The sequence below is a fragment of the Mycobacterium sp. NGS26 genome (assembly GCF_059813025.1).
In genome coordinates this window covers 155,927-173,810 of record NZ_JCALDU010000001.1, presented here as the reverse complement: position 1 = coordinate 173,810, position 17,884 = coordinate 155,927, and the positions used below count along the sequence as shown (strand labels likewise).

At 68.9% G+C, this 17,884-nt stretch carries 16 protein-coding genes; 6 read left to right on the top strand and 10 right to left on the bottom strand.

The window, feature by feature from the left end:
- Positions 1–124: 124 nt before the first annotated feature.
- On the top strand, positions 125–406 hold the full coding sequence (locus AC5Y6X_RS00795; RefSeq protein WP_499983555.1) for a hypothetical protein: 282 nt from the start codon (positions 125–127) through the stop codon (positions 404–406).
- A gap of 13 nt (positions 407–419) precedes the next feature.
- Positions 420–1,805, top strand: coding sequence for an NHL repeat-containing protein (locus AC5Y6X_RS00790; protein ID WP_499983552.1), 1,386 nt, complete (start codon positions 420–422; stop codon positions 1,803–1,805).
- A 27-nt stretch (positions 1,806–1,832) separates the two neighbouring features.
- Here AC5Y6X_RS00790 and AC5Y6X_RS00785 read toward each other — a convergent pair whose 3' ends face one another.
- Entirely contained in the window at positions 1,833–3,431 is a 1,599-nt protein-coding gene (locus tag AC5Y6X_RS00785) for a PucR family transcriptional regulator (RefSeq protein ID WP_499983549.1), read from the bottom strand.
- An 83-nt stretch (positions 3,432–3,514) separates the two neighbouring features.
- Between AC5Y6X_RS00785 and pruA the strand changes: the two genes are divergently transcribed.
- Together pruA and AC5Y6X_RS00775 are read left to right on the top strand one after the other, a co-directional pair.
- Positions 3,515–5,146 carry an L-glutamate gamma-semialdehyde dehydrogenase gene (gene pruA, locus AC5Y6X_RS00780; RefSeq protein WP_499983547.1) on the top strand — a complete coding sequence of 544 codons (1,632 nt, stop codon included), beginning with the start codon at positions 3,515–3,517 and terminating at the stop codon, positions 5,144–5,146.
- Entirely contained in the window at positions 5,146–6,102 is a 957-nt protein-coding gene (locus AC5Y6X_RS00775) for a proline dehydrogenase family protein (protein WP_499983542.1), read from the top strand. The genes pruA and AC5Y6X_RS00775 overlap by 1 nt, the downstream gene beginning before the upstream one ends.
- A gap of 131 nt (positions 6,103–6,233) precedes the next feature.
- Here AC5Y6X_RS00775 and AC5Y6X_RS00770 read toward each other — a convergent pair whose 3' ends face one another.
- Genes AC5Y6X_RS00770 through AC5Y6X_RS00730 form a run of 9 tightly spaced genes read right to left on the bottom strand, consistent with a single transcriptional unit; the run spans position 6,234 to position 13,988 of the window.
- Positions 6,234–6,839 carry a TetR/AcrR family transcriptional regulator gene (locus AC5Y6X_RS00770; protein ID WP_499983538.1) on the bottom strand — a complete coding sequence of 202 codons (606 nt, stop codon included), beginning with the start codon at positions 6,837–6,839 and terminating at the stop codon, positions 6,234–6,236.
- Positions 6,836–7,906, bottom strand: a complete 1,071-nt coding sequence (locus AC5Y6X_RS00765) for a zinc-binding dehydrogenase (protein WP_499983534.1) — start codon at positions 7,904–7,906, stop codon at positions 6,836–6,838. The genes AC5Y6X_RS00770 and AC5Y6X_RS00765 overlap by 4 nt, the downstream gene beginning before the upstream one ends.
- A gap of 11 nt (positions 7,907–7,917) precedes the next feature.
- On the bottom strand, positions 7,918–9,087 hold the full coding sequence (locus AC5Y6X_RS00760) for a lipid-transfer protein (protein WP_499983531.1): 1,170 nt from the start codon (positions 9,085–9,087) through the stop codon (positions 7,918–7,920).
- Entirely contained in the window at positions 9,084–9,542 is a 459-nt protein-coding gene (locus AC5Y6X_RS00755) for a MaoC family dehydratase (protein ID WP_499983529.1), read from the bottom strand. Before AC5Y6X_RS00755 ends, AC5Y6X_RS00760 begins: the two co-directional genes overlap by 4 nt.
- Positions 9,539–10,660 carry an acyl-CoA dehydrogenase family protein gene (locus tag AC5Y6X_RS00750; RefSeq protein ID WP_499983527.1) on the bottom strand — a complete coding sequence of 374 codons (1,122 nt, stop codon included), beginning with the start codon at positions 10,658–10,660 and terminating at the stop codon, positions 9,539–9,541. Before AC5Y6X_RS00750 ends, AC5Y6X_RS00755 begins: the two co-directional genes overlap by 4 nt.
- 9 nt (positions 10,661–10,669) lie before the next feature.
- Positions 10,670–11,068: a Zn-ribbon domain-containing OB-fold protein gene (locus AC5Y6X_RS00745; RefSeq protein ID WP_499983524.1), complete on the bottom strand. Its 399-nt coding sequence runs from the start codon at positions 11,066–11,068 to the stop codon at positions 10,670–10,672.
- Entirely contained in the window at positions 11,068–11,610 is a 543-nt protein-coding gene (locus tag AC5Y6X_RS00740; protein ID WP_499983522.1) for an FAS1-like dehydratase domain-containing protein, read from the bottom strand. The genes AC5Y6X_RS00745 and AC5Y6X_RS00740 overlap by 1 nt, the downstream gene beginning before the upstream one ends.
- Positions 11,607–12,809 carry an acyl-CoA dehydrogenase family protein gene (locus tag AC5Y6X_RS00735; protein WP_499983519.1) on the bottom strand — a complete coding sequence of 401 codons (1,203 nt, stop codon included), beginning with the start codon at positions 12,807–12,809 and terminating at the stop codon, positions 11,607–11,609. Before AC5Y6X_RS00735 ends, AC5Y6X_RS00740 begins: the two co-directional genes overlap by 4 nt.
- 3 nt (positions 12,810–12,812) lie before the next feature.
- On the bottom strand, positions 12,813–13,988 hold the full coding sequence (locus tag AC5Y6X_RS00730; RefSeq protein WP_499983516.1) for a cytochrome P450: 1,176 nt from the start codon (positions 13,986–13,988) through the stop codon (positions 12,813–12,815).
- A 203-nt stretch (positions 13,989–14,191) separates the two neighbouring features.
- Here AC5Y6X_RS00730 and AC5Y6X_RS00725 point away from each other — a divergent pair, with 203 nt between their 5' ends.
- A complete protein-coding gene (locus AC5Y6X_RS00725; protein ID WP_499985153.1) occupies positions 14,192–15,661 on the top strand; it encodes an aldehyde dehydrogenase family protein in 1,470 nt (489 codons plus the stop codon).
- On the top strand, positions 15,658–17,871 hold the full coding sequence (locus tag AC5Y6X_RS00720) for a CaiB/BaiF CoA transferase family protein (protein ID WP_499983514.1): 2,214 nt from the start codon (positions 15,658–15,660) through the stop codon (positions 17,869–17,871). The genes AC5Y6X_RS00725 and AC5Y6X_RS00720 overlap by 4 nt, the downstream gene beginning before the upstream one ends.
- Positions 17,872–17,884 lie beyond the last annotated feature (13 nt).

Sequence of the window (17,884 nt, the reverse complement as noted above, 5' to 3'; positions counted from 1 at the left end):
GAGAACAAATCTTGTGCCTCGCCGGCTTGCCGCCATTTGAGGGGGTCGATCGACCAATGGCACTCATGCCAGCATCCGAAAGCGAGCGAATACGCGAAACCCCGACAAGTCGTACACTCCTCGCATGGAGGACCTGCGGGTGGGTGTAGAGGACCTGCAGACGATGTCGGTCCGCTGGCAGGCACAGGCCGCCACGCTGGGCGTTAGTGCGCCACCGACGTCGGGGTTGCCGTGTCAGCCCACCGCCGTGACGGTCAACGCGGGGCACCTCGCCATCGAAGTCGCGGCGGCGTCGCTGAGACAGCGGGTGCAGTCCGGCGCGACCAAAGTCGCCGAAGCCGATGCCCGCTTCGTCGCCAATGAGGTCGGCTCGTCGGCGAAACTCGCCGCCCTCGCCGGTCCATGATCCTGGTGTAGCTATGGCGGCCACCAGCGGATCGTTTCCGAGTTTGTCAGAGCTTTTAGCCTGGCCCACTGAGCATCTCATCCAAGCGGCCGAGTCTTGGCGTGCCACCGGCGAGCAATGCGATGAGGTCTTCACGGGAATCTGGCGTGACAGCGTGTCCATCGATTGGAGCGGCAAAGCCGCTGAGGCGCTGCACACCCGGACCTACGGCGACAAGATGAAAGTCGGCGGGTTGATCGAGCAGTTGCACGCCGCCAAAGCGCGGTGCAATTGGTCGGCGTGGACCAGCAAGTCGCACGCCGAACCGCTACCGCCCTCAACGGAATCGGCAATATCACCTTCCCTGAAGATGATCCGACGACTACGACCACGACCCCGCCTCCAACTCCGAAATGCGATCCCGAAGACATCGCAAAGTCCACGACGCCGGCGCCGACCCCGACACCAGCCCGCTGAGTTGCGGCGTCAACGGTATCGGCAAGTGCACGTTTCACCACGGATCGGCCGCAACCGCATTCGCATCTTCCTACTGGTGCTGGTCGCAAGCATGGCGGTCATCGCCGGGTTGGTGGTGTACGACCGGCATCAAAAGCTACCGCGGTCCTCGGACAATGATCATTCGGCGCGAACCAACGTCCAGTCGCAGACCGCGTTGCCCTTCAGAGGTCTTTCTGGCCCAGAAGGGTTGGCAGTGGATTCAGCCGGCGACGTGTATGTAGCCGACGGCGCCAACAACCGGGTGGTGAAGTTGGCGCCCGAATCGGGCGCACAGCAGGTGCTCGCTTTCCGCGACCTCAACAAGCCTTTCTCGGTGGCCGTCGATTCCGCCGGAAACGTGTACGCCTTCGATAAAGGCGATCGGGTGGTGGAGTTGGTGGCGGGGCACAACACACAGCGGGTGATCCCGTTGGCTGGCCCCGAGTCACCCACCGGGATGGCTGTCGATTCGGCCGGCAACCTCTACATTGCGCAATGTCTTCTTCATCGGGTGGTGAAGTTGGCGGCGGGATCGGGCGCGCAGCAAGTATTGGGGTTCACCGGACTCAACTGTCCCGGAAGTGTGGCCGTTGATTCGGCCGGAAACGTCTATGTCGTTGAGCAACTCACCGATCGGGTGGAGGTGTTGGCGCCCGATTCGGCGGGTCAGCGCACGTTGCGGTTCCCAAACCTGTTCAATCCTGGTGCGGTGGCGGTCGATTCGATAGGCAATCTCTATGCAACCCAGTCCTTTGATCACAAGGGTTATCAGGTCATGGAACTGGCGGCGCGGAATGGGACGCACCGGCTGCTACCGTTCACCGGTCTTGATGGCCCGAGCGGCGTGGCGGTTGATTCCGCAGGGAGCATCTACGTCACCGACTATGGCAACAACCGTGTGGTGAAGTTGACCGCCGGATAGGCCGGCCCGGATAGCCGGCCTCAGGACTCAGGCCGAGCGTTCCAGCACCCGCAGCCCCAGCGAGAACAGCAGCCGCGCCTCGGGGTCGGCCAGCGAGGTCGACAACAGCTTCTCGATGCGCCGCACCCGATAGCGAACGGTGTTCGGATGCACTCGCAGCCGCTGCGCGGCGGCGCCGATGTCGCCGAAGCTGTCCAGGTATACCAGCAGCGTCTCGGCCAGCACCGGATCGCGCTCACGCAGCTCGCGCACCCGCGGATCGACCAGCCGCTCGTCGGCTCCGACCAGGGTGACGATCTCGTCGAGCAGGACCGTCGTGCGCGCCTCGGCGAGCGAGGTCACCTGCCCGACCGAAATCGGGTGTCGCTCAGCGCTGTCGAGCACCCTGTCCACCTCGACGCGCGCCGCGGCGGCCTCCGCCAGGCTCGCAACCGGCGCGGCGATCGCGGCCCGCAGCTCGACGCCGAGCTCGGTGCGCAGCGCGCCGATCGTGCCGCGAACCCACGAGGTGACCGACCGCGGCTGGGTCTGCGGCAGCAGCGTATAGATCCGCGAGCCGTGCGATGCGACCTGAGCGTCGCGCCGAAAAGCGCTGGCGCTCAACGCCAAGACGTCGGCCAGGCGGGCGGGACGGGCGCCGGTGTCCGGGATGTCGGTGGTGTCCCAGCCGATCAGCGCGGCGTTGCCGTGCGTCGCGAGACCGAGTTCGGCGGCGACGGCGGCCACGTCGGCCGGTTCGTCGTCGGTCAGGCCGAGGAGCTGCTGCACGCGCCGCGCGTGCGTGGACGGCCGGGCCGCCAGCCGCGACATGATCCGCGCGGCCAGCACCGCCGCGCCCCGCAGCATCTCCTCGGCGTCGTCGGCCAGGGGCGCCGAGCCCCGCTGCACCCAGATCGTGCCGGCGAACGCGGGCGGCCGCCGGGCGTCGGGCCGATGGATCCCGATGGCCAGCCGCGGGCGCAGGCCCAACTCCGGTCGCTCGGCGACGCGCACCACCTCGCCGCCGGCCCGCAGCGCATCGAAGATGCCCCATTGGCCGATCCACTTCAGATGCTCGGGTGGGCCGGCCCGGCCCAGGATGGACAGGCGGCGCAGCTCGTCGGCCTCGTCGTTGGAGGCCGAGTAGGCGAGCACGTGCGACTGGGCGTCCTCGATGCTGACCATGCCGTGGATGCGGTCGGCCAGCGACTGCGCCAGGCCGAACAGGTCGGTGCCCGAGTCGTCCACCGGGTCGTCGCGGTCCCCGTGGTGTTCCAGGACGTGGTTGACCAACTGGTAGAGCCGTTCCCAGCGGGCCCGCGGCTCCACGGCCACCACCGCCGACCCGGCCGCGACCGCCGCGGCCACCAGGGCGTCCGACGGCGCCTTGACGAAGATCGCCACCGGCACCCGCTCGCGCGCCTGCTTGTCCATCCACCGCCGCGCCTCGTCGTCGGTGACGCCCAGCAGGAAGAAGACGTCGGCCGAGCCCGCGGCGGCCGCCAGGCCCAGCCGCACGTCGTCGGAATCGATCAGCGCCGCCGAGCCCACCGGAAGGTCCAGGCCCCGCGGCGCGTCCACGAGGCTGACCAGCGTCGCGTCCAGCGCCAGCAGCAGCCGACCCAGCCCGACACCAGAGAGTCGCATGTTGTTCGATCCTACTACACAATCCGCTCTATCTTGTCCGATCAGCTAATAAGAACGGGTGGTGTGGCGAGGATCCTGGCAACATGGACGCGATCACCCAGGTGCCATTGCCGGCCAACGAGCCGGTCCACGACTACGCCCCCAAATCCCCCGAACGCACTCGGCTGCGGGCCGAACTGACCGCGCTGGCCGACCACCCGATCGACCTCCCGCACGTCATCGGCGGCAAACACTGCATGGGCGACGGCGAGCGCATCGACGTCGTCCAGCCGCATCGGCACGCCGCGCGGCTGGGCACCCTGACCAACGCGGTGCACGCCGACGCGACCGCGGCCATCGAGGCCGCGCTGGCGGCGAAACCCGATTGGGCGGCGATGCCGTTCGACGAGCGCGCCGCGGTGTTCCTGCGGGCGGCCGACCTGCTGGCGGGGCCGTGGCGGGAGAGGATCGCCGCCGCGACGATGCTCGGCCAGTCCAAGTCGGTTTACCAGGCCGAGATCGACGCGCCCTGCGAGCTGATCGACTTCTGGCGGTTCAACGTGGCTTTCGCCCGCCAGATCCTGGCCCAGCAGCCGGTCAGCGGGCCCGGGGAGTGGAACCGCAGCGACTACCGCCCGTTGGACGGATTCGTCTATGCGATAACGCCGTTCAACTTCACCTCGATCGCGGGCAACCTGCCGACCGCGCCGGCGCTGATGGGCAACACCGTGGTGTGGAAGCCGTCGATCACCCAGACCCTGTCGGCGTATCTGCTCATGCAGCTGCTCGAGGCCGCAGGGTTGCCGCCCGGGGTGATCAACCTGCTCACCGGCGACGGCTTCGCGGTTTCCGATGTGGCACTGGCCGATCGGCGGCTGTCCGGTATCCACTTCACCGGATCGACGGCGACATTCCAGCGGCTGTGGTACCAGGTGGGCACCAATATCGGTCACTACCACAGCTATCCGCGGCTGGTCGGCGAGACCGGTGGCAAGGACTTCGTGGTCGCGCACGCCTCGGCGCGCCCGGATGTGTTGTGCACGGCGCTGATTCGCGGGGCGTTCGACTACCAGGGCCAGAAATGCTCGGCGGCGTCGCGGGCGTTCATCCCGCATTCGGTGTGGCAGCGGATGGGTGACGACTTCCTGGGTGCGACGGCCGCGCTGCGCTACGGCGACGTCACCGACCTGACCAACTACGGCGGCGCGCTGATCGACCGCCGCGCGTTCATCAAGAACGTCGACGCCATCGAGCGGGCCAAGGGCGCGCCCGGCGTCACCATCGCGGTCGGGGGCGAATACGACGACAGCGTCGGCTATTTCGTCCGCCCGACCGTGCTGCTGTCCGACGACCCGACCGACGAATCGTTTTCGACCGAGTACTTCGGCCCGCTGCTGTCGCTGCACGTCTACCCCGACGAGCAGTACGAGCGGATCCTCGGCGTCATCGACACCGGGTCCCGCTACGCGCTGACCGGCGCCGTCATCGCCGACGACCGCGACGCCGTGTTGACCGCGCAGAACCGGCTGCGGTTCGCCGCCGGGAACTTCTACGTCAACGACAAGCCCACCGGCGCCGTGGTCGGCCGCCAGCCGTTCGGGGGATCGCGCGGCTCGGGCACCAACGACAAGGCGGGCTCGATGCTGAACATGTTGCGCTGGACGTCGGCCCGCACCATCAAGGAGACGTTCGTCCCCGCCACCGACCACAGCTACCCGCACATGGAAGCCGATTGATGGCCGGCGTGTTCGCCCATACCCTGCGGCCGGCGATGCTGGCGGCCAGCCGGGCCGACCGGCTGCGTCGCACCGTCGAACGGTCCCCGGTCACCCGCAAGGTGGTGCGCCGCTTCGTGCCCGGGGAAACGCTCGAGGGCGTGCTGGACATCGTTGCGGCGCTGCGGGATTCCGGTCGCTATGTCAGCATCGACTACCTGGGCGAAAACGTCACCGACGCCGACGACGCCGCGGCGACGGTGCGGGCGTACCTGCGGCTGCTCGATGCGCTGGGCCGGCGGGCCGATGTGTCGAGCGTGCGGCCGCTGGAGGTGTCGGTGAAGCTTTCCGCGCTCGGGCAGGCGCTGGATCGCGACGGGGACAAGATCGCGCTGGAGAACGCCCGCACCATCTGCGAGCGCGCCGAGCGGGTGGGCGTCTGGGTCACCGTCGACGCCGAGGACCACACCACCACCGACTCCACGCTGTCGATCTCGGGTGACCTGCGCGTCGACTTCGATTGGCTGGGCACGGTTGTGCAGGCCTACCTGCGTCGCACGCTCGGCGATTGCAAGGATCTGGCCGCCGCCGGGGCACGGGTCCGGTTGTGCAAGGGCGCCTACGACGAACCGGCGTCGGTGGCATATCGCGGTGGCGCCGCGATCGCCGAGTCCTACCTGAGCTGCCTGCGGGTGCTGATGGCCGGATCGGGCTATCCGATGGTGGCCTCGCACGACCCGACGATCATCGGCGCCGTTCCCGCCCTGGCCCGCGAAACCGGCCGCGGTGCCGCCGATTTCGAATACCAGATGCTGTACGGCATCCGCGACGGTGAGCAGCGACGGCTGGCCGCCGCGGGCAACCAGGTCCGGGTGTACGTGCCGTTCGGCTCGCAGTGGTACGGATACTTCATGCGGCGCCTGGCCGAGCGGCCGGCGAATTTGGCGTTCTTCCTGCGGGCCCTGGCGCGACGTTGAGTGTGAATTCTCGGCATTGAGTGTGAACACCGGTAGGCGACACGCCGATCAGGCCCGCCAACGGTTCACACCGAAAGCCCAGGATTCACGCTCAACGCCCAGGATTCACACTCGACGCCGTCCCAACTCGGTCACTGTGCGCGCCGCGTCCGCGGGCGCTCGCTGGCGAATCCGCGCACCACGTGTGCCCGCACGAACTCGGCCGCCACTTCCGGGTCGTCCATGTCCAGCGTCGACGACGGCGTGCTGAACAGCGAGAACAGTATCCGCGCGAACCATTCGCCGGCGGCCTCGACGTCGAGGTCCTTGCGGACCTCGCCGGTGAGCCGCGCGGCGGACAGGTAGGGCGCGAAGAAGTCGACGCACTCGCGCAGCAGCACCGCGGCGTCCTTGGTCAGCAGCAGGCTGATGGCCTCCTCGTCGAAGTACTTCTCGGAGGCGATGGCCCGGCGCGCCTGGGTCACGAATACCGCTGCGCAGCTGAGCTTTTCCTCCAGCGTGCTGCCCCGTTCCATCGCCTTGGACATCTCCCGATAGAAGCGCTCGGAGGCGTGTTCCGCGCACGCCTCGACGATGGCGGCCTTGTCGGAAAAGTACTCGTAGATCGTGCTGCGCGAGACGCCGGCCGTCCTGGCGATGTCCACGATCGTCGCCTTCTGCATTCCATGCTTGCGGAAACAGGCGTACGCGGACTCCACGATGAGCTCGCGGGTGTCGGTGGTCAACGCGTGAGTCACGGCACCAGAGCACCCCTGGGCACCAGCCCGGCATCGGCCGAGGCGAACGCATCGTTCACGTCGGCCAGCCGGAACGGCTTGGGCATCAGCCGGTCGAACGGAAAGTTGGTGTGCTGCAGGAACGACAGGCCGATCGCCAGCGTGACCGGCTCGTAGAAAGCCACGCCGCGGATCGACTTGTTGCCGTAGACGAGAACGCTGGGATCCATCTCGAAGGTCCGGCCCATCCCGACGTTGCCGAGTTCGAGCAGGGTGCCGCCGTTGTTGAGCAGGCCGACGCCGTCGGGAATCACGCCGGGTACGCCGACGACCTCGAGCACCCAGTCGGCCCCGATCCCGTCGGTGTGCTTGTGCACCTGCTCGGTGACCTCCCAGGTCGACAGGCCGCTGGCGTCGATGCACCTGGTGGCGCCGAAATCAGCTGCCACATGGAGTCGTTCGGCGATCTTGTCGATGACGATGACCTCGGCGGCCCCGGCGGTGCGCGCCACGGCCGCGGCGTTGATGCCCAGCCCACCCGCGCCCTGGATGACGACGGTGTCGCCCAGCCGCACGTCGCGCAGCGCGAACAACACCTGGGCCAGCGCACAATTGAGCGGGGTGACGGCCTCGTCGGGCAGATCGTCGGGCACCTTGTACAGCGGCTGCCGGCGGGTGGTGTAGTAGTACTCGCCGTAGGCGGCGACGAAGTGCGGCGCCTGGTCGTGCGTGCGGTACTCGCCGCCCATCAGGTTCTGGCACGCGTACGACCTGCCACGCACGCACGCGTGACACTGCCCGCAGAACCAGAAGTACGGCGTGACGACGCGGTCACCCACCGCCAGCGGCTGGCCGGCCGCGTCGGTGCTCAGCCCGTCGCCGAGTTCGGCTATCTCGCAGACCATCTCGTGACCCATGGCGAGCGGGCACGGCAGCGGCAGCTCGCCGCGGAAGATGTGCAGGTCGGATCCGCAGATCCCGGCCATGCGCAGCTTCAGCGCGGCGGTCCCGGGCGCGGGGGTGGTGAGCGGGAATTCGGCGAGCTCGATCGGCCCGCCGTGCGCGGTCAACAGTGCGAGCTTGGGCATGACGGTCCTCCTCAGTCGGCGGGTGCGAGAATCAGGCCGCTGGTGGGCACGCCGGTGCCCGACGTGACCAGGACGTGCTCGACGTTGTCGACTTGGTTGCAGGAGGTGCCGCGCACCTGCCGGACGCCCTCGGTGATGCCGTTCATGCCGTGGATGTACGCCTCGCCGAGCAGCCCGCCGTTGGTGTTGATCGGGAATTCACCCCCTAGCGTAAGCCGCTCGACGCTGGCGAAGTCCTTGGCCTCGCCGCGCCCGCAGAAGCCGAGCTCCTCGAGCTGGGTGAACACGAACGGCGTGAAATGGTCGTAGATGAAGGCGGTTTGGATGTCCTGCGGTTTGAGGCCCGAGTCGCGCCACAGCTGCCGGGCCACCACCCCCATCTCGGGCAGGCCGGTGATGTCGTCGCGGTAGTAGCTGGTCATCATCTCGCCGTTGGCGGCGGCGCCCTGCGCGGCCGCGGTGATGATCGCCGGCGGCTGGCGTAGGTCGCGGGCGCGTTCGGCGCTGGTGACCACGAGCGCGACGCCGCCGTCGCTTTCCTGGCAGCAATCCAGCAGCCGCAGCACGGGTTCGACGATCCAGCGCGAGTTCTGGTGGTCCTCCAGGGTGATCGGGCGCCGGTAGAACCACGCGTCGGGGTTCTTGGCCGCGTGCGCGCGGTCGACGACGGCGATGCGGCCGAAGTCCTCGTTGGTGACCCCGTAGGTCGACATGTAGCGCTGGGCGTGCAGCGCGACCCAGGCCGCGGGAGTGAGCAATCCGAACGGCGCGTAATGCGCCATGAACAACGGGGTTTCGGCGCTGGTGCGTCCGCTGCCGCCGAACCGGAAGCCGGAGCGTTCGTTGAACGCGCGCCAGCACACCACCACGTCGGCGACGCCGGTGGCGACGGCCATCGCCGCGTGCACCACCGTGCCGGCCGCGGCGCCGCCGCCGTGGTGCACGCGGGAGAAGAAGCTCAGGTCCCCGATCCCCACGTTGCGGGCGATGTCGATCTCGTCGCTGGCGTCCATGGTGAAGGTCACCATGCCGTCGACGTCGGCGGGCGTCAGGCCGGCGTCGTCGAGCGCGGCGCTGACCGCCTCGCAGGCCAATTGCAGCTCGCTGCGCCCGGATTCCTTGGAGAACTCGGTCTGGCCGATCCCCACGATGGCCGCCGCGCCGCCCAGCGAACTGCTCATGCGCCCACCCCGTCGAGCAGGCTCAGGACCGCGGTGCCGGAGACGTGATCGCCGAGGCTGTTGGACGCCTTGAAGGTCACCTCGACGAAGTTTTCGCCGCCCGACCCCTCGGTCTTGGCGCTCACCGCGCCGGTGAACCGCAGCGGATCGTCGGGGAAGCAGGGCACCCCGAGGCGGATCGACAGGTTCTTGACCATCGCCTCGGGCCCGGCCCAGTCGGTGAGGAAGCGCACGCAATACCCGTTGCTGGTCAGGATGTTCATGAACAGGTTGGGCGAGCCCTGCTTGTTCGCGTAGTCGCGGTCGTGGTGCACGGGCATGAAGTCGCGCGAGGCGATCGCGCCGGCGACGATCATCGTTGTGGTGATGGGGATCTCGAGCGGGCTCACCTCGTCGCCGACGTTGATGTCGGCCCACTTCAGGGTCTTCAAGTTCTCAGCTTTGGTGGTCGTCATCGGTTTCCTTCTGTCGGGTAGGTGCCGCCGATCGCGGCCAGCTGCGCGGTGGCGGGGCCGAGCGTGAGCTCGTTGTGCTTGGCCCACAGGAAGTAGCGGTGCAGGGGATAGGTGGTGTCGATCCCGATCCCGCCGTGCACGTGTTGGGTGGTGGCGGCGACGCGCGCGCCGGCCTCGGCGGCCCAGAACTTCGCGATCCGGGCCGCCCGTCGCGCCTCTTCCAGGGGCCGGCCCTGCGCGATCAGCCACGCCGCATGCCAGGTGGTCCACCGGATCGCTTCCACGTCGATGAAGGCGTCGGCCATCCGCTGCTGCACCGCCTGAAAGCTGCCGATCGGTCGGCCGAATTGCTCACGGCCGCTGGTGTATTCGGCGGCCATCCGCAACGCGCGGTCCGAGACGCCGAGCTGGATGGCGCACAGCCCGACCAGGGCGCGGGTGTGGAGCGATTCGATCGTGCCGCCGGCGAGCCGGTCCTGGCCGGAAACCATTGCGCCGTCGAGGAATACGTCCGCGTGCGGCTCGTGGTTGGTGGTCGGCACGGGCCGAACCTCGACGCCGTGGGCGTCGGTCGGCAGCAGGAACAGCCCGACGTCGCCGCCGCCGGTGGCGGCGGGGATCACCACGGTGTCGGCGAGTTGGGCGGCGGGCACCAGCTCCTTGACCCCGTCCAGCCGCCAGTTCGGGCCGTCGCGACGCGCGGTGGTCGACGGCGCCGTCGGGTCGGAGCGCCCGGGTTCGGCCAGGCCCGCGCTCAGGATGCGGGCTCCCGCGACGACGCCGGGCAGGAACCGCTGCTGTTGCTCCGGACTTCCGTGGCGGGCGATCGTTTCCGCGCCGAGCACCAGGGTCGGGTAGGCCGGCACGGGAGCCACGGCCCACCCCACCTCGGCCAGCAGGACCCCGAGTTCCACGAAGCCACCGCCGTTACCGCCGAACTCTTGCGGCAACCCGGTGCCCAGCAGGTCGACGTCCGCGAGCTCCTTCCACAGCGCGGTGTCGTAGCGGACCTCTCCGGCCTCGACTTCGGTGAGCCGCTCGGGGGTGGCGCGTCGTTCGAACAGTTCGCGCGCCAGCTTGGCGATGGTCTCTTGTTCTTCGGTGAAGGTGAAGTCCACGGCGAATTCCTAGCTGCGGGGCCGGAACTGGTGCAGCACAAGGTCGCCATCGAAGCTCTGGTAAAAGACCTCGACCGGCATCCCGACGGTGACGTCCGCCGGGTCGATGCCGCACAGGTTCGAGACCAGCCGAACCCCCTCGTCGAGCTCCACCAGCGCGACGATGTAGGGATATTCGAAGAAGGGAAACCGGGGTTCGTGCGGCATCACGTAGCTGTAGACGGTGCCGCGGCCGGACGACTCGATGGCCGCCCAGTCCAGGGAGCGACAGTTGGGGCACATGGGCCGGGGCGGGTGGCGCAGCGTTCCGCAGCCGCCGCACCGCTGGATCAGCAGCTTGTGCTCGCGCAGCCCGTTCCAGAAGAACTCGGTGTCCGGGCTGATCGCCGGTGCCAGTCGGCTCGCCATCAGCGTTCCGGCCTGAATCGCAGCACCCGAAATCGCTGGCGCCCCAGCACTTCACCGTTTTGGTCGGTGTAGGTCGTCAACCAGGTGAGGAAGAAGCCGGTGCCCAGCGCGGTCTTCTTCTCGTCGGAGACCGACTCGTAGACCGCTGTCGCGCTGATGACGTCGCCGAGCCGGGGATAGCGCTCGATCTCGAACTCCGAGTTGGTCGCCACGGTGCTGGTATAGCCGGCCTCGTCGAGGAACGCCGTGGGGTTGTTCGTGATCTCCATCGGAGCGCCGCCGCGCTCGCCGATGCCCTCCAGTTTCGGCGACGGCATCGTCCAGGTCTGCAGCATCACCGGCGGTGACACGATGCCGCCGAACCGCGACGCGACGGCGAACTCCGGGTCGAGGTACACCGGGTTCATGTCGGCCAGCGCGTACGCCCAATGCCGGATCATCGGCTGGTTCACCGGATCCGGTGCCACCGAGGGCTTTCCGGTGCCGCCGGTGGGCTGGCCGACGAGCGCGCGCAGCTTGTCGCGGAGCTCTTGGTCGCTCACTTGGCTACTCCTCCTTTATCCGGGGCTCGGAGATCACGTGGGGCTCGCGGCATGCCCAAGCCTGCCATGGCGATGATGTCACGCTGGATTTCGTTGGCGCCGCCGCCGAACGTGTTGATCACCGCGAACCGGTACGCGGATTCCAGGGCCCCGCGCAGCGGGGCGTCGGCGCCGCGGCGGGACCCGTTGTGGTCGAGCACCTCCAGCAGTTGGCGGGCGACCAGCTGGGTCAGCTCGGTGCCGAACACCTTCGCGGCCGAGGCTTCCCCCATGTTGAGCACGCCCTTGGCCATGGCCGCGTTGACCCTCAGGTTGACCAATTTGTATGCGGCGACCTGGGCCTCGACCCGGGCGAGCGCGAGCTGCACCCAGCCCTGGTCGATGACGCGGCCCCCGTCGCGTTCGGTCGTGCGGGCCCAGTCCAGCGTCTGCTCGAACAGCGGCTCGAGCGCGCCGAGGTTGCCCAGGGCCGCGCGCTCGAAGTTCAGCTGCGTGGTGATCAGCTGCCAGCCCCGGTTCTCCCCGCCGACCAGCGCGCTCGCCGGAACGCGCACGTTGTCGTAGAAGGTGTAGAAGGTCGAGATGCCCGGCATGGTGTGCAGCGGCCGCCAGGAGAATCCCGCCGACGACGTCGGAACGATGAAGATGGAGATGCCCTTGTGCTTCTTGGCGTTCGGATCGGTGCGCGCGGCGAGCCAGACGTAGTCGGCGTACGCGGCCCCGCTGGTGAACATCTTCTGGCCGTTGATCACCCACTCGTCACCCTCGCGCACCGCGACGGTGCGCAGCGATGCCAAATCGCTTCCCGCGCCCGGCTCGGAATAGCCGATCGCGAACTCGACGCTGCCGTTGAGGATCGCCGGCAAGAACTTCTGCTTCTGTTCCTCGGTGCCGCACTGCATGAGCGTCGGCCCGACCGTGTTGAGCGTCACCAGCGGGATGGGCGCGTTGACCCGGCGCGCCTCCTCGGAGAAGATGAACTGCTCGATCGCCGAGAACCCCCGTCCGCCATACTCTTTGGGCCAGCCCACGCCGAGCAGGCCCTCGGCGGCCAGGGCGCGGACGCAGTCGCGGACCTCGGGGCCGCCCTCGATGCGTCCGTCCAGCGCGGCGATGCGTTCCGGTGTCATCACCCGTTCGAGGCTGGCGCGAATCTCGGTGCGCAGCCGCTCCTGTTCCGGCGTGTACTCCAGGTCCATCCGTCAGGTTCCCAGCCGTACCGGCATGCGCTTCACCCCGGGCACCATGGTGGCCCGCATCCGGTCCACCTCACCCACCAATTCGATACGGGGGAAGCGGCGCAGCAGCTCGTCGAACATGACGGATGCCTCCAGGCGCGCCAATTGCGCACCGACACAGGAATGTTCGCCGCACCCGAACGCGATGTGCGGGTTCGGGTGCCGGGTCACCTTGAACTCCTCGGAGTCCGGGCCGAAAATCTCCTCGTCCCGGTTGGCGGATCCGTACAGCATCACCACCACGTCGCCCTCGGCGATCCGCTGACCGCGAATCTCGACGTCGGCCGTCGCGGTGCGCGCCATGTGGACCACGGGGCTGTTCCACCGCAGCATCTCCTCGACGGCGCCGGGGATCAGCGTGGAATCCTCGATCAGCAAACGGCATTGGGCGGGATGCGCGATCAGCGCCAGCGTGCCCAGCGCGATCAGGTTGCGGGTGGTTTCGTTGCCCGCGACCAGCAGCAGGAACGCGAAGTTCAGCAGATCCTCGTCGGTGAGCCGCTGCCCGTCGATCTCGGCGCCGGCCAGCACCGACAGCAGGTCGTCGCGCGGCTGGGCGCGCCGGGCCGCGATCAGCTTCTGGAAATACTCGAAGAGCTGCCCCATGGCCACCAACGGGTCGAGTTCGATCTCCGGGTCGGCGGTTCCGGTGGCGGCGTCCGACCACGCCCGGAACTGCTCCCAGTCATCGGGCGGGGCGCCGATCAGCTCGGCGATCATCCGGGTGGGCAGCGGAGCGGCGATCTCCTCGGCGAATTCGTGAACCGAATCGGGTTGCACGCCATCGAGGATCCCGCGCACGATCTCGCGGATCTTCGGCTCCAGCACGGCCACCCGCCGCCGGGTGAACCCCGAGTTGATCAGCTTGCGCATCTGCCGGTGCCGCGGCGGGTCGGTGAAGATGAGGCTGCCCGGCTGGACCGGGCTGGGCACGTGCGGATCCGGAATGGTGACGCCCTTGGTCGAGGAGAACAGCGCCGGGTTGCTCGACACGAAGCGGATGTCCTCGTAGCGCAGCAGCGCCCAGAAGTTCGTGACGTCGTTCCAGCACACCGGCGAGGTCGCGCGCAGCTCCCGGTAGGCGGGGTAGGGATCGCCCGCGTAGAAGTCGGGGGAGTGCAGGGGAAAGGTGGTCTGCACGGCGAGCCTCCCTCGACCGGGGCGATCCGACACATCGCAGCAATGTGTCTTGCGACGTTGTGTCTACTCCGCCACGGCCGTCCGTGTCAATACACCGACAACGCAATGAAACAAAGTGGGATTCGCTCAATTGACGATTGACGCCGGAGCGCGGGCGGTGAACACTGATCGACTAGATGACCGACGTTCGGGTGAGGAAGCAGATGGCCGAGAAACCACCTCCGGGATCCCTTGTCGACACCTATCAGCTCTACATCGACGGCAGATGGGTCGAGCCGGCCGACGGCCGCTACGACGACATCGACCCGGCCACCGAACGGGCCATCGCCACCGCGCCGGACGCGAGCGTCGCGCAGGTCGGCGAGGCGATCGCCGCCGCGCGCCGGGCGTTCGACGAGGGACCGTGGGCGTCCGCGACCCCGGAGGACCGGGCCGGCTGCCTCAATCAGCTCGGCGACGCCCTGGTCAAGCACGCCGACGAGTTCTTCGCCCTCTCGCAGGTCGAGTGGGGCTGCGTCGCCAACGAACGCATGATGCAGATCGACGGTGCCGGGTACATGTCCATGCACGCGGCCCAGCTCGCCACCAAGCTGGTCGACGAGCCCGTGACCGGCATCGGCGCCGGAACGACGGTGCTTCGCCGGGAGGCCCTCGGCGTGGTGTCGATCCTGACGCCGTGGAACTTCCCGCATTGCCTCAACGTCATGAAGGCGAACAACGCGCTGGCGGCGGGCAACACCGTGGTGCTCAAGCCGTCGCCGCTGACCCCGCTGGCCGGGCTGGCGCTCGCCCGCATCATCGACGAGCACACCGACATCCCACCGGGGGTGGTCAACGTCGTCACGCCGTCCGGCCTCGAGGCCGCCAAGCTGCTGACCACCGATCCGCGCATCGACATGATCAGCTTCACCGGCAGCTCGGCCGTCGGCTGCGAGGTGATGCGGGCCGCGGGCGACGCCATGAAGCGGCTCCTCCTGGAATGCGGCGGGAAGTCGGCGAGCATCATTCTCGACGACGCGCGGGTGACCGACGAAATGCTGCAGCAGATGCTGTTCGACTGCTGCTCGCTGCACGCGGGGCAGGCCTGCATCCTGCACAGCCGGCTCCTGCTGCCCGACGCTTTGCACGACGACGTCGTCGATCGGCTGGTCGCGCTGGCCCGCGACATCAAGGTCGGCGACCCGAAAGACCCAGCGACGCAGATGGGTCCGCTGATCAGTGCGGCGCAGCGGCAGCGGGTGCAGGCGCACGTCGACGGCGCGGTGCACGACGGGGCGAAGCTGGTGACCGGCGGCGGCCGCCCGGCGGGCCTGGACGTCGGCTTCTACTTCGAACCGACGATCCTCACCGACGTCGACCCGGATTCGGCCATCGCGCAGGAAGAAGTCTTCGGGCCGGTGCTCACGGTGTTCCGCTATCGCGACGACGATGAGGCGGTGTCGATCGCCAACAACTCCCGCTACGGGCTTTCCGGCGCCGTGTGGGGCGACGACGTGGACCGGGCCGTCGACGTCGCCCGCCGCATCCGCACCGGCCAGGTGGCGGTCAACGGCTGCGGTCCCGGGGACGCGCCGTTCGGCGGCTTCAAGCTGAGCGGGTTCGGCCGGGAGAGCGGCGGGGTCAGCGGACTTCATCAGTACATGGAGGTGAAGGCCATCGGGATCCCGGCATGACGGGTCCCCTCGCCGGGCTGCACGTCGTCGAAATCGCCAGCGAGATCTCGGGTCCTTACGCCACAAAGCTTTTCGTCGATCTCGGCGCCGAGGTCACCAGGGTCGAGCCGCCCGGCGGGGACCCGCTGCGCCGGTGGGGCCCGTTCCCCGGTGGAGTTGTCGACCCGAAGCGCGGCGGCCTGTTCGAGTACCTCAACGCCGGCAAGCGCGGCGCCGGCCCCGCGGACGTCCGTGAGCTCATCGCGGACGCACACCTGCTCGTCGAGAACCTTCCGCCCGGAACGCTGGAGGGCCGGGGGCTCGGCATCGAGGAACTGCAACGGCTCAACCCAAACCTGGTGTGGCTCCGAATATCTCACTTCGGCCAGTCCGGGCCTTGGCGGGACCGTCGGGCCACGCCGTTGACCATGCAGGCGGCGTCGGGCTGGGTCAGCGCCCGGGATCCGCAGCGTGCACCGGTCCAGGTCGGCGCCAGGATCTCCGAGTACGTCGCGGGCGCCTACGGCGCGCTGGGCGCGCTCACCGCACTGCGGTGCCGGACCGCGGGCCGCGTCACGGTGGTGGACGTCTCCGAGTTGGAGGCGCTGCTGTCCACGCTGCCGTACCCGATGCTGATGGCGCAGCGAATGCGACGGCTGGGCCTGCCCGCCGACGCGCGGTCGGCCCCAATGCTGGGTGTCGTCCGCGCCGCCGACGGCTGGGTGGGGATCAACTGCCTGACGGGACAGCACTGGCTCGACGTGTGCGCGATGCTCGGCCTGCCCGAGTTCGGCGAGCATCAGATCGCGATCATGATGGGCGGGCCCGAGCGCGCCGAGTTCTTCGCCAAGGCCGAGCCGGTGCTGGCCGGCCAAACCGTCGCGGAGATCGTCGAACTGGGCCAGGCGCTGCGCATTCCGACCGCCCCGGTCAACGACGGCGCCACCGTGCTGGACTGCCCGCAATATGCCAAGCGGGGATTCTTCGTCGAGCAGGCCGGCTTCCGGCGCCCGGGGGCGCCCTTCCGGTTGGGCGCGAGCGTAACGGCACCGCGAGATTCCGCGCCGGAGGTCGCACCGTCACACTCGCCGACCGAACCGTTCGCGGGACTCAAGGTGCTCGACCTGACCACGTTCTGGGCGGGGGCGTATCTGACGTGCTACCTCGGCGCGTTCGGCGCCGACATCGTCAAGGTCGAGTCCATCCAGCGGCCCGACGGGTTTCGGTATTCGGGCGCGTTTCCCTTCGAGGGGGACGACTGGTACGAGCGCAGCGCGCTCTGGCAGGCCACCAACCTCAACAAGCGCGACCTCACGCTGGACCTGACCTCGCGGGCCGGCCTGGACATCGCGCGGCGGCTGGCCGCGCAGGCCGACGTCGTCGTGGAGAACTTCTCGCCGCGCGTGGTCGAGCAGTTCGGCCTGGACTACGGCTCGCTGGCATCGGTGAAGCCCGACGTGATCGTGGCCCGGATGCCGGGTTTCGGGTTGCAGGGCCCGTGGCGGGACTACGTGGGCTGGGCGCTGAACATCGAGCAGACCTCGGGGATGTCCGCCGTCACCGGCTATCCCGACGGGCCGCCGTGCAACCCGCAGGGGCCCGCCGACCCCGTCGTCGGCGTGCACGCCGGCGTCGCGTTGCTGGCCGCGCTCGAGCACCGCGCCCGCACCGGCGCGGGCCAACTCGTCGAGGTCGCCCAGATCGAGGTCGCGGCGTGCGTGACCGCCGAGCCGGTGATCGAGTACTCGATGAACGGCGTCGTCCAACCGCGCGAGGGCAACCGCCGGCGCGGCTACCTGCAGGGCGTCTACCCGACCAGCGATTCGTGGGTGGCGCTGTCGGTGCCCGACGAGGGGCAGGTCGACCACGACGCGTTCGACGAGGCGGTCGCCGCCTGGACCCGCACCCAGACCGCCGCGGAGGTCGTGGAAACCCTTCGGGCACAAGGAATCCCGGCGGAGGAAGTGATCACCGGCGACCGGATGTACGAGATCGGTCAACTCGACGCGCGCGGATACTACGAGGAGCTCGAGCACCCGATCACCGGACCGCACCGCTATCCCGGCTGGCCGTTTCGCATCACCCCCGGGCCGGGCCGCCACCACCGCACCGCGCCGCCGACGCTGGGCCAGCACAACGACGAGATCCTGCGCGGGCTGGGCCTGTCCGGCGACGAGGTGGCCGCGCTGCGGGCCGAACGGGTCGTCGGCGAGCGGCCGCTGAACGCGTGACGGGCCGCGGCAC